General features: G+C 58.5%; 9 protein-coding genes and 1 tRNA gene. 6 read left to right on the forward strand and 4 right to left on the reverse strand.

The window, feature by feature from the left end; translation table 11 throughout:
• Positions 1 to 7: 7 nt before the first annotated feature.
• Positions 8 to 4,807 carry an ATP-dependent helicase gene (locus MHY13_RS06675; RefSeq protein WP_239282454.1) on the reverse strand — a complete coding sequence of 1,600 codons (4,800 nt, stop codon included), beginning with the start codon at positions 4,805 to 4,807 and terminating at the stop codon, positions 8 to 10.
• 35 nt (positions 4,808 to 4,842) lie between these two features.
• Here MHY13_RS06675 and MHY13_RS06680 point away from each other — a divergent pair, with 35 nt between their 5' ends.
• From MHY13_RS06680 to MHY13_RS06700, 5 genes are all read left to right on the forward strand, one after another.
• Positions 4,843 to 5,601: a 3'(2'),5'-bisphosphate nucleotidase CysQ gene (locus MHY13_RS06680; RefSeq protein WP_239282456.1), complete on the forward strand. Its 759-nt coding sequence runs from the start codon at positions 4,843 to 4,845 to the stop codon at positions 5,599 to 5,601.
• Between the two features lie 10 nt (positions 5,602 to 5,611).
• The gene (locus tag MHY13_RS06685) at positions 5,612 to 6,409 is read left to right on the forward strand and encodes a thymidylate synthase (protein WP_239282458.1); all 798 of its coding nucleotides are present in this window, start codon (positions 5,612 to 5,614) and stop codon (positions 6,407 to 6,409) included.
• The gene (locus tag MHY13_RS06690; RefSeq protein WP_239282460.1) at positions 6,409 to 6,939 is read left to right on the forward strand and encodes a dihydrofolate reductase; all 531 of its coding nucleotides are present in this window, start codon (positions 6,409 to 6,411) and stop codon (positions 6,937 to 6,939) included. Before MHY13_RS06685 ends, MHY13_RS06690 begins: the two co-directional genes overlap by 1 nt.
• Positions 6,939 to 7,220, forward strand: coding sequence for a glutaredoxin domain-containing protein (locus tag MHY13_RS06695; RefSeq protein WP_239282462.1), 282 nt, complete (start codon positions 6,939 to 6,941; stop codon positions 7,218 to 7,220). The genes MHY13_RS06690 and MHY13_RS06695 overlap by 1 nt, the downstream gene beginning before the upstream one ends.
• Positions 7,221 to 7,290: 70 nt before the next feature.
• A tRNA-Arg gene (locus MHY13_RS06700) sits at positions 7,291 to 7,366 on the forward strand.
• Between the two features lie 642 nt (positions 7,367 to 8,008).
• Here MHY13_RS06700 and MHY13_RS06705 read toward each other — a convergent pair.
• The 3 genes from MHY13_RS06705 to MHY13_RS06715 form a co-directional block, all read right to left on the reverse strand.
• Entirely contained in the window at positions 8,009 to 8,653 is a 645-nt protein-coding gene (locus tag MHY13_RS06705) for an Eco29kI family restriction endonuclease (protein WP_239282464.1), read from the reverse strand.
• Positions 8,654 to 8,685: 32 nt separating this feature from the next.
• Positions 8,686 to 9,837: a DNA cytosine methyltransferase gene (locus tag MHY13_RS06710; protein ID WP_367398074.1), complete on the reverse strand. Its 1,152-nt coding sequence runs from the start codon at positions 9,835 to 9,837 to the stop codon at positions 8,686 to 8,688.
• Positions 9,838 to 10,814: 977 nt separating this feature from the next.
• The gene (locus MHY13_RS06715; protein WP_239282466.1) at positions 10,815 to 11,840 is read right to left on the reverse strand and encodes a hypothetical protein; all 1,026 of its coding nucleotides are present in this window, start codon (positions 11,838 to 11,840) and stop codon (positions 10,815 to 10,817) included.
• Positions 11,841 to 11,978: 138 nt separating this feature from the next.
• Here MHY13_RS06715 and MHY13_RS06720 point away from each other — a divergent pair, with 138 nt between their 5' ends.
• Positions 11,979 to 12,245 (forward strand): transposase, encoded by a 267-nt coding sequence (locus MHY13_RS06720; RefSeq protein WP_239282468.1) that lies wholly within the window; start codon positions 11,979 to 11,981, stop codon positions 12,243 to 12,245.
• The last annotated feature ends 106 nt before the right edge of the window (positions 12,246 to 12,351 follow it).

Genomic DNA, 12,351 nt, shown 5'->3' on the forward strand with positions numbered 1-12,351 from the left:
TGGATCTTTAGCGGCGGTACCCGCCGCGCGGGCGGAAACCACCATTATTGCGCGAAGCGGGCGGTGGATCATCAAAGCTGAGCTCTTCGATGGCCTCGGAGGCCCGGCGGCCTGCGCGCGGTGTGCGCGGGGCGGCGGCGCGAGCGGAGATGCGCACGCCCTTCGGCGTAATCCCGGCGCCGGCGTCGCGCAGGTGGGCCGCCACATCGGTTTTATGGATGGGGCTGCCATTGCACTTTTCGACGACCAACGGCGACAGCACTCCCCTCGCCACCATATCCGTGAGCGCGGAAACCACGCGGGGATATACCTCGGCGGGGTCGATGCCATCGGGCAGCGATTCGATAAAGGTGGTGAGGGTTTTGCCGCCGCGGGTGAGGTGGGCGATGGGGAGGCCGTCGATAAGCACCACCAGCGCACCGGCCGAACGGGTGGGCCCGCCGGTGGCCTTGCCGTCGGCGTCGTCGCGCTGCGGCCAGGGCAGGGCCGCACCGTATGGGTTGGCCGGGTCGCAGGCGGCGAGAACGAAGGTCTCGGGCTCGGTAGTGCCAGAGGGCCAGCCGGTCACGTCCGGGGAATCGGCCAAGCCGCGCAGGCGGTCGATGATGGCGGGGGTGGAGAATTGCGCGGCGCCGAGCCCATCGATGACGTAGCCGCGCATGGCCTTGCCGGATTCCTCAAAACCGGAGAGCACCTTATAGGCCAGTGCGAAACCGCCGAGCACGTCTTCGGCCACGACAGAGCCGCGGGTGAGCACGCCGTAGCGGTCGAGCCAGGCCTCGCCGTGGGCGACGGACCGGGAGGTGGCATCGGTAGAGGCTGGTACCGCGAGCGACCACCGGCCCATGACATCGGGCGGGGTCCCCGTGCCTGCGGCGTTCTGCGCCTGGGCGAAGGAGGTGCGCCCCATGCGCAGGCGGGATCGGGTGGGCCGCCGCTTCGAGCGATGCGCGGTGCGGCCTGAGCGCGAGCCGCCGGAAGACAGTCGAGTGCGAATAGGCGCGAAAGAATCGGGGCTTACCAGGCCCATCTCTACTAGCCCCCAGAGGGCCTCGCGGGTCTCCTCGGTGGTACCGGGGGCCTCGGCGGCAATATCGGCAAAGAGGAAGCCACCGCCGCGGCCGAGGACATCGAGGATGGAGCGCTGCACCATGCTGACGCCCTCGGCATCCGTTTCCGGGGCGAGTTGAGCAGCATAGTCTGAGGGCAACAGCATGATCCAGGGGTCGGCCGCGCCGGCCTTGCCAGCACCCACAATGAGCACCTCGCCATTGGAGGTGAGCTCATCGAGCATGGTGGGTGAATAATCGCCCACCCGAGCGGGCAGGATGAGCGATTCCCACGCAGAGGCGGGCAGACGCACCCCGGCGAGCTGCTCGATGACGGAAAAGACGCCATCGGCACCGCGCAGGACCGGGCGCTTTCCAGCCGGTGCGATGCTATGCCACTCCGGCAAGAAACGGGCGAAGGTAGCGCCCGAGACCGGCTCGGTAGCAGCCCGCGCGGCGGCGAGCGAGCGCGAGCGAATGGTCTTCAGCACCGCGGCGGCGCAGTACTCCTGCTCCTCCACTTCCTGGCGGTAGCGGCCTTCTACTACCCCATCGAGCGCGCCGAGGACGGTGTGCGCGGCGGAGACGGATATGTCGAAGGCTGCGGTGAGATCGCGCAGCACAAACGGACCACGCGTGCGCGCCCACCGCGAGACCAGCTGCGGCAAGGCATCAGAAATGGTGGCCACTTGGGCAGGGATGCCGGGAGGAATGGGGATACCTAGGGCGTCGCGAAGCAGGGGCGCATCCTGGGCCTGGGCTAAGTGCTCGCGCCCGCCAATGCGCACGCGCATAATTCGGGTGCCCAGCTTGTCCAGGGCGGATAACGGGACGTCGGCGTGCGCGCCTAGCTCGTCGACGGGAATTGGCCCCAGCACGCGCAGCAGGTCCACCACCTCCTCGGTGGTGCGAGCTCGGCGCGAGGGATCCGTGCGCTGAAGCTGGGAATGGACCTCGGCGATGATCTCCGGATCGAGCAACTCGCGCAGCTCTACCGTGCCGAGCAGCTTGGCCAAAAGCGCTGGGTCAAGGGCCAGGGCGGCCGCGCGCTTTTCTGCTAATGGGGAATCGCCCTCGTACATAAACGCGCCGGTGTAGTTAAATAGCAGCGAAGAGGCAAAGGGCGAAGGCTGCTCGGTGGTGACCTCCGCGATGCGGATGCGGCGGTGCCCCAGCTCCCGCATGACCTCCGTAAGCGCAGGAACGTCGTAGACGTCCTGGACACACTCGCGCACCGTCTCCAAGATGATGGGAAAGGACGGGTACTTGCGGGCGACGTCCAAAAGCTGCTCGGCACGCTGGCGCTGCTGCCACAGCGGCGCGCGCTTGCCGGGATTGCGCCTAGGCAAAAGCAGCGCACGGGCCGCGCACTCGCGGAAGCGGGAGGCAAAGAGCGCAGAATTGCCCACTTGCTCGGCCACGATATCGGCGATCTCATCCCCGTCGAAAGCAAAGATGGATCCATCGGGCTCGGATTCTGCCTCCGGTAGGCGCAGCACGATTCCATCATCGCCAGCTACTGCCTGCGGATCCATGCCGGTGCGCTCGCCTACCCTGGCGCCCACCGCAAGTGCCCACGCGGAGTTGACCGGCCGGCCAAACGGAGTATGCAGTACCACGCGCCAATCGCCCAACTCATCGCGGAAGCGCTCGAGCACCAAAGTCTTTTCATCCGGGATGACACCGGTGGCCTCGTTCTGCTCCTGTAGGTAGGCCACGATATTGGAGCGCGCATTATCATCGGCATCCGCAATGATCTCCGGCGAGGAAAAGACCTCGCGGCGATACTCACCTAGCGCCTTGCCCAACTCATAGGGGCGGCCCGCGCCATCGCCATTCCAAAATGGCAGGCGCCCGGTATGCCCCGGCGCGGGCGTGACCAATACCTGGTCGCGCGTGATGTCTTCGATGCGCCAACTGGTAGCGCCCAAGGTGAACACATCGCCCACCCGGGACTCATAAACCATCTCCTCATCCAGCTCGCCCACCCGGCGCGGAGCGCCACCGGAGCCCTCGCCCGAGCCGGTATAGAGGAATACTCCGAACATGCCCCTATCCGGAATCGTGCCACCGCTGGTCACGGCCACGCGCTGGGCGCCAGGCCGCGCGGTCATCACTCCCGTCACTCGGTCATAGACCACGCGGGGTTTAAGTTCAGCAAAGTCCGTGGACGGGTACACGCCGCTGACCAAGTCCAGCACGGAGTCATAGACTTCGCGCGCCAGATCGCGGTAAGGCCAGGCCCGGCGGACCATCTCGTACCACTCATCGGCATCGAGCCCATCGTCCCCGGCCGCGGCCACCGCCGCCACCGTCTGCTGCGCCAGCACATCCAGCGGGTTGCGCGGGGTATGCATCTCCTCAATGAGGCCTGCGCGCATGCGCGCTACCGTCAGCGTGGACTGCACCAGATCCGCCCGGTGCTTGGGATAAAAGGAGCCATGCGATACCGCGCCCACAAAGTGCCCGGCGCGGCCCACTCGCTGCAGGCCGGAGGCCACGGAGGGCGGAGATTCCACCTGCACCACCAGCTCCACGGCTCCCATATCGATGCCCAGCTCCAGCGAGCTCGTGGCCACCACGGCCTTGAGCGTGCCCTCCTTCAGCATCGTTTCTGTCATCGCGCGCTCGTCCTTGGACACCGAGCCGTGGTGGGCGCGGGCGATGACGGCCGGGGCCTTGCCGGCGACGTCGACCTGCTTCATCAGCTGGGCCGGGTCGCGGCGGGTCTCCGGCGAGAGCGATTCCGGATCGTGTTCGGCCGCATAGAGCTCATTGAGCCGGCTGGTCAGCCGCTCGGCGGTGCGGCGGGAATTGACAAATACCAACGTGGAGCGGTGCGCCATGATCTCCGCATAGAGGTCATCCTCTATATACGGCCAGATGGACTTGGCCGTGGGCAGCGCGGATTCATCCACGGAAGGCGCGCTAATCCCGATGGCATCATCCACGGTCATCTCCCCGATGGTGGAGCCCTGCTCCGGCGTGGGGAGATCGGACATATCCTCCACGGGCACGTGCACGTCCAGCTGCCACTTCTTTTCCGCGGCTGGGGCCACGATCTCTACCGGCCGGTGGCCACCCAAGAAATTCGATACCGCAGACAGCGGCCGCACGGTGGCGGAAAGACCGATGCGCTGGAAGTCCCCCGCCACCTGCTGCAGGCGCTCCAAGGTCAGCGCTAGGTGCACGCCACGCTTGGTGCCGGCCAAGGCGTGGATCTCATCGATAATGACGGTATCCACCGTCTTCAAAATCCCCGCCGCCTTGGAGGTCAGCATCAGATAGGCCGACTCCGGGGTGGTGATCAAGATATCCGGCGGCTTGCGCACCTGCCGCGCACGCTCAGCAGACGGCGTATCGCCCGAGCGCACGCCTACCGATATATCCGGCACGTCCAGCCCTAGGTTCTCCGCGGTGCGCGCAATACCGGTCAGCGGGGCGCGCAGGTTATTTTCCACGTCCACGCCCAGCGCCTTGAGCGGCGAGATATACAGCACCTTCACCCCGGCGGCGGATCCAGCAGTCCCTGAGCCCACCGGCAGCGCCAGCTGGCCTTCGCGCTCAACCAAATTATTCAGCGCCCACAAGAACGCGGCGAGCGTCTTACCGGAGCCGGTAGGGGCGACTACGAGGGCGTGCTCGCCGCGGGAAATCTTCTCCCAGGCCTGCGCCTGCACGGCAGTGGGGGCGGCAAATACATCCCGAAACCACTGCGCTACTTGGGGCCGGAAGCGGTCGAGGATGTTTTCTGGCATGCCCACACTCTAGTCCGCGTTGTAATGTGGGCACCATGACCGTCGAGATTTCTGATTCCCGCCTGACCAATTCCCTCGCCCAGGGCTGCGGTGAGATCCTTAAGGGTGTGCGCAACGGGGGCCTGCTGCGGGGCCTTTCGCTTGGCGACGCCGGCGATGAGGCCGCCCAAGAATGGATCGCCCGCGTCCTCGAGCAGCACCGTCCCCAGGACGGCATGCTCTCTGAGGAAGCCGCCGATGACCTTGCCCGCTTGAAGAAGGACCGCGTATGGATCGTGGACCCGCTCGACGGCACCAAGGAATTCGCCACCGGCCGCCAGGACTGGGCAGTGCACATTGCCCTCGTAGAAAATGGCACTCCCATCCACGCGGCGGTGGGCCTGCCGGACAAGGGCGTAACCTTCAAATCCTCGGACGTACGCGCGGTCACCGGCCCGCTGTCCAAGAAGTTCGTGATCTCCCGCAACCGCCCGCCCAAGGTAGCTAGCTACATTGCGGAAAAGATGGGCTATGAAACCGTAGGCGTCGGCTCCGCGGGTGCTAAGGCCATGCACGTGCTGCTCGGTGATTTTGACGGTTATATCCACGCCGGCGGCCAGTACGAGTGGGATCAGGCCGCCCCGGTGGGCGTCGCCCGAGCCTCCGGCCTGCACTGCTGCCGCCTCGATGGCTCCGAAATCCGCTTCAATAATGAGGACACCTTCATCCCGGATATCCTCATCTGCCGCCCCGAGCTCAAGGATGAAATCTTAGAGCACGCCCAGGCCTTTGCCGAGGAGAACGGCGGCTTCTAAACTAGTGCCCATGATTGAGACCCCGTATGAGGATCTGCTGAAGAAGGTCCTAGAGACCGGCACCCCCAAAGGCGATCGCACCGGCACCGGCACGCGCTCCATCTTTGGCGCGCAGCTGCGTTATAACCTGGCCGAGTCCTTCCCGCTGCTGACCACCAAGAAGGTCTATTTCCATGCGGTGCTGGGCGAGCTTTTGTGGTTCCTCAAGGGCGAGTCCAATATCAAGTTCCTGCAGGACAACAAGGTCCGCATCTGGAATGAGTGGGCGGATGATAACGGCGAGCTAGGCCCGGTCTACGGCGTGCAATGGCGCTCCTGGCCCACCCCGGACGGCCAGCACATTGACCAGATCCAGCAGGCGCTCGACACCCTCAAGAACAACCCGGATTCCCGCCGCAACCTGGTCTCCGCATGGAACGTCGCGGAGCTCGACAAGATGGCGTTGATGCCCTGCCACCTGCTCTTCCAGCTCTACGTGGCCGATGGCACCTTGTCCATGCAGGTCTACCAGCGCTCGGCCGATATGTTCTTGGGGGTTCCCTTCAATATCGCCTCCTACGCGGCGCTGACCCACATGTTTGCCCAGCAGGCCGGCCTCAAGGTGGGCGAGCTCATCTGGACCGGCGGCGATTGCCATATCTATAACGACCACGTGGAGCAGGTCAAAGAGCAGCTTTCCCGCGAGCCGCGCCCCTACCCGCAGCTTCACCTCACCAAGGCGAAAGACATGTTCTCCTATGACTTCGCCGATTTTGAGATTGAAGGCTACGATCCCCACCCCACCATCAAGGCGCAGGTGTCCGTTTAATGTTGGGCGCAATCTGGGCGCAGTCTCTGGACGGCATCATTGGCGATGGCGAGCAGATGCCCTGGCACGTGCCGGAGGATCTCAAGCACTTTAAGGACGTGACCATGGGCGCGCCGGTCATTATGGGCCGCAAGACCTGGGAGTCCCTCAACCCCAAGTTCCGCCCGCTTCCCGGCCGTGAGAATTACGTACTCTCCTCCCGCGCCCCCGGCCAGTGGTCCGCCGGCGCCCAGGTGCTCACCGCAATGCCCTCGCTTTCCGACGCCTGGGTTACCGGCGGCGGCCAAATCTACACCGCCACCTTGGACCAGGTGGACCGCATTGAGGTCACCCTCATGGGCGTTAATATCGGTAGCACCTACGGCGATAAATCGATCTACGCCCCGGCCATCCCTGATGAGTTTGGGCTTGCCCACAGCACCGACTGGCTCACCTCCGCCAAGGGCCACCTGGCCCTGCCAGATAAAGAGGCCAGCGATCTCCCCATCAAGTACCGCTTTTTAACCTACGACCGAAAGGATGCAGCCTAATGACTGTACAAACCCCCGAAACCACCGCTGACGTCACCATTTTCTACGCCGACTGGTGCCCATTCTGCGCCAAGCTGATTAAAAACCTGGACCGCACCGAAACCCCCTACGCGCTTGTCGACGTCGAGGGTGACAACGCCGACGACATCAATGCCTGGATCGAATCCGTCAACGACGGCAACCGCATCATCCCCACCGTCCTCTACTCCGACGGCACCCACGAGACCAACCCACCAGCCTCCTCCGTGCGCAATAAGCAGAAGGAATTGGCCGAAAGCTAATCCACGCCCCAGTCATTTCGGGGCACTCCTGCCCCACTGCTATGATTAGCCAAGTTGCACACGCAACCCCGCCCCAGTAGCTCAGGGGATAGAGCACGGCTCTCCTAAAGCCGGTGTCGGAAGTTCGAATCTTCTCTGGGGCACCATGTGAAGTATCGAGACATCGTTCCTATGGTGTCTCGAGACTTCACAACTTTCTAGGCACAGTGTCCGAACCTTCGCTAGCTGAGGTAGGAACTAAACGCAGGAAGCTTCACGGATGGCATTAGTCGAATTAGGCCCAAACCATTTTACGCTCGTGACGTTCATACTATCGACTCGTTCACCGAGCGTGCCAGAGTCCACGGTTCAAGAGCTTACGGCCAGAACGACCTAGCCCTTTGCCTTAGGGATTGCAGCACTCGAAGCTGGCCTGATTGCAGCCCTGTGACCGCTCCTCGACCGAAAGGACGCTCCTAGGTCGCAACAAGGTATACAGAAAACTCACACCGAAACTCTTCTAAAGAATCGCTGAATACAATGATCCTCTTGAAATGTCTCGCCTATAGAGAATACGAGCTAGCTTACCTAGAGAACTATTAAGATGGTGTTGTCTTTCGAGTCGGTGAGAAGTTTTCGCTAGATGCGCCATTTTGAGCATTGAGCTGTTAGACCTTCTATTTCCAAGGGGGAAAGATGAGTCACCACAGCTTTGGCGAAAGCTTAGACCGAGGCCTGAGGTTAAGACAATTCTCGAACTAAAGCGGGATCCGAGCTATTTCGCAAACGATACTGGAAACACTGCGTCTCTATTTTTCTGAGATAGCCACATTTACTTTTGTGGGGTCATATTTCTCTAGGTACCCCAGCACCTTCTGTTCCACTTCTTCTTGCGTTTCAGGTCTTGGAGTCTTCAACTTGGTAGCCCAAGCCCGCCCTGGGTGAAGATGATCCCATAGCGGTTTCATCCCTTCATACCGGCCCTTACCCGGATCATGATTTCCGAGTCCGTCAAGGTATGAATTCCACACGGGATGGTGCAGTCTAATTCCGATCGATTCAGCAAGAGATACCCACGTAGGAGACACAACCAGACGACGAACAAAGAAATCTCGTGTATCCAAGTTCACCGCAGCATCAATAGACTTTCGGTGACTCTGAAGTCGGGACCATAACTTTGGGCCTACCTCAGATGGCACAGCAGTCGGATCCCCTTTTCGGGTCGCGTCTGCGTCAGCCTTTCCGATATAGACAGCCCAAGTACCGGGCATCTCTCGGTTGATTTTAGCTAACGGCACATAGGCTGGGTGCGGCCCACTATAGTAGAGCGCATAAATTCCAGCCCCTTCGAAGCGCGGGAGATTATCGAGTAACTCAAGGGGCTGGTCATCTAAAGCGCGCGCGATTGACGCACCTAAGTTTTTATAGCTCAATGGGTCAAAGGTTTCGGACACGAACGCAGCTCCAAATTCAGGACGATGTATACCTAAGGAAGCGTATCAGCTGCGTTCTTTTCAAGATGATCAACCACAGACTTAGCTACAACACGAGCAAGTTCCACAGGAACGGCGTTACCGATCTGCCGCATGGCTTCACCCCATGCTCCATGTAGTGCGTAATCATCGGGGAAAGTTTGAATGCGTGCAGCTTCGCGTATCGAGTAATAGCGTACAGAACCATCAGGAAACCTAATCATATTCTCTCCGCCGGGAACACCGTGTCCCCCAGCCTTAAGAGCCTTAGATGGCGCATCAATAGGAGAACCCGTGTGTCCGGGATAGGTTTTTGCCCCTAGCTGTAAGCGGTGGTCCAACCAACCAGACACTCCCTCTAATTGTGGGACGGGCATGTCATGGATTGCATCTCTTACAGTTCGCCACGGTTTAAGGGCAGCATCTCCGCCGGCGCGCTTGATGATGATCCTGTTTTTAAGAGATACGCTGTGCCGTTCGAAATATTCACCGCTAAGTTGTTGCGCTTTTAGAGCAGCTCCTGAATGCGTAGGTGCGGGAAAATTCCAACCATCGATCACATCACTCCTGAATCCAATCAAGAACACACGATGCCTGTGTTGTGGAACTCCATAGTCAGCTGCGTCCACTACAGTATCCACGACACGATAGGATAGATCTCTATGCGTGCCTTTTGCATCATAGTTACGTAGACGTTTTAGATGATCGCTCCATGATTCTCCGGTCTTTGCACGTAAAGCAGGGTAGGTAAGACGAAGCTTGATATAGGAGTAATACTCTGAAAAAGATTGCCGCGTCAGACCCTTAACGTTCTCCACGATAAATGCCTGAGGTTGTACCTGTTGGATCGCGTCAGTCATAGCCGGAAACATATCCCTAGAATCATCAGCCGCACGGCTTAGACCACCGGAGCTAAAGGGCTGACACGGGGGCCCTCCTGCTAAGAGATCTACTCCACCCGCAACAACCCCCCAGTCGATATCGCGCACGTCGCCCTCTAGGATTTGTGCACCTTGAAGAAGCGGATACCCTGCGGCTTGATTTTCACGCAAGGTATCACACGCCCAATGGTTCCATTCAGCAAGCGCGACGTGATGCACCTCATTTAAGCCCGTTCCTAAGACAAGCCCGCCGCCACCTGCAAAAAGTTCCGCTGATTTTATCACGCTGTTAGCTTACCCGCTGGGGCGGACATCATTCGAACCTGCAAGATAGCTGCACACGGTAAAGTCTGGGACCTTTGTACTAATTTTTCCTAGGCGAACCTATACTCTCCTGACCGGCCGCTTGCAATTGTCTTTTTGGTCTAGAAGGACTTCGTTTTCCATCTGATTTTGAAGTGCTCTAGGATTTGTTCCGCTTAAATAGATAGGACTATTTGGAATATGCCAATATTTGACCACGCGTCGTAGGAACATGTGGACCTTCTTGTCGAAGAACACTTTTGGCAGAATACTCGTCGACACAAGCCGCTTGCTAGGGCGTTGTGTCAACATTAGGTGCGAGATGACGCACGGCTCGTCAAGGAACTTAAGCAGGCCCGCCGTTTAGGAAACATCCCAGCCCCAATGCCTGAACATTTGCCTACGGAAACGCGAGGCTTCACAATAAACCGAAGAACTGCGCGACACTAATGGGTTTCTGAAATTGTCTCAGCTTTTCGCGTCGGAACTTGATCCCAAAACACCGAAAATGATTCAGCTCCACGCTGCACGCTGCGATAGTTTCTCTGTCAAGTTCATCTACACGACATTGAAGATTGACCGCGATGTCGGGTTCATTACCCGATTCTATACAGGGCAGGTCCTTGTCCATCGACCACCATGGCCAGCGTTTGTGAAGCTCCATCACTAGCAGTGGGGTAAAGGCTCAAATTCTAGAAGGTAGATTTCGTTACTTTATTAACTAGGTCGATGTGGGGCAGGTGCAGCCAATATTTTCTTGAAGTCAACATGCCGATCGCTGCATTTATGATGAGTAGGAACGGGGATTCAAGATTGGGCTTGCTAAGCCCAGAACCCGTGTGGGCGCAACGCCGCAGACATTCCCCTCCTGTGTTAAAGAGACAGAAATGAGTATGCCAAAGGATCCACCTTTGAAACAGTTTTGAAACTCAGACCGATTCTAAATCTTTTCCAAATCCCTACACATAAATCGCAATGGGTAGTACCGTCACCGATGAACCTTCAATAGTTGACCGAAATTCAAGGTCCAAATATTCCGCAGCGTCGTTGCTACCTCTCAATGTACCAAGAAAACTATCCACTGCCTCGACATTCAGTCGTTTGAGTAGTTTGTTCCGCTCTAGGATCGGGACTTCTTTTCGAACGTCTGAGATCACTTTCGCAAGGACAGTGAAGCGTCCGTCGAGAAGCCGATCACTGTCCTTGGACACGAAATATTCAGCTTCACAAACTGCAACAGCAGTAACCACATCCCCATCCCCGCCAATCGTTGCGTAGAACTCTTTTGTGGTGTCCCCTCGGAAGTCTTGACGTACGGCCCTGGCAATTGCTTTTGCAAGCTCTGCCTGGTCATTTGCTTTTGCTTCGTAGAGGGCCTTCATTCTGTTGATTCTTTCCACAGGAATGTCTGCATTAGCCATCTCGGCTTGCTCGACTACTTGGTCAACTTCCTTTAACCCTTGCCTACGGCGGACAAAGCGAGTTATCTCAGCCGTGAGATCTGGGGTCAAAATATCAAGCACGACATTGACTTCATTAGGTGCAAAATAAGCATCGAATTCGACGAATTCTCCAACGCCACGTTGCGTAAAATCTTTCAGTCCTTTGACTTGTGCAATAAGACCGCGTTCATGGAGTGCTGTACGCATCTGGTCAAGGAAAAAGGCTTGGGAGTATACAAATTTCTTGTGATCCGTCGACGTGACTTCGTTGTTGTTTGAGTGTGTTTGTGAAACATCTGTTCCCACGTTCCCTTTAACTTCACCGATACCGGGAACCTTCACCCCACCACCTAGTTTTCCATCTGCTCCGCCAACAGTATTAACTTCCTTACCATCTGAGATAACCGAGTTGGTCTCTGTGTAGTCCAGCAAACCTTGTTTAAAAGTTTCTTGGAGCAGACCTAGGACGAAATCTGGGTTTTGGTAGATAACTACGGTGGGAGTCTTTGCCTTGGGTATTTTCTGAGACTTTTTAGTGGCCATAGAACAGATTTACCATAACGGAAGGGCGTAGATAGTATGGAAGCAACTGACCCCACGCTGCACGATCGGTGCCGGATGTGAGGTTACCCTCAAGTAGTGGACACCCTATTTGTACGGATCTTGTGTCCGTAGGAGAGGATGTTCATTGTGAATCAACAGCGCAAGAAGTACACGCCGGAGTACCGGCGTGAAGCCGCAAACCTGGTAATCGAGTCGCAGCGCCCAATCGCTCATGTGGCTAAGGAAATTGGCGTATCAGCCACAATTTTAGGCAGGTGGGTCAAACTCGAGCGTGAGCGCCGAGGAGCATCCGACGGGCTAAGCGAGGCGGATCTTCGTGCTGAGAATGCTCGTCTGCGCCGTGAGCTGGCGGAAGCCAAGATGGATAACGGTTGCGTCCCCTAACGTGGTGTATCTGTAGCCCGCGGTAAGTCTTGTGCCGGTGTGCATGAAGGCGACCATCGCGGGTACCTTTCGAATCAACTCTTACCTATCCTCGAAAGGAAGTACC

It is taken from the genome of Corynebacterium sp. ACRPE (assembly GCF_022347435.1).
In the GTDB taxonomy this organism is placed as follows: Bacteria; Actinomycetota; Actinomycetes; order Mycobacteriales; family Mycobacteriaceae; genus Corynebacterium; species Corynebacterium tuberculostearicum_D.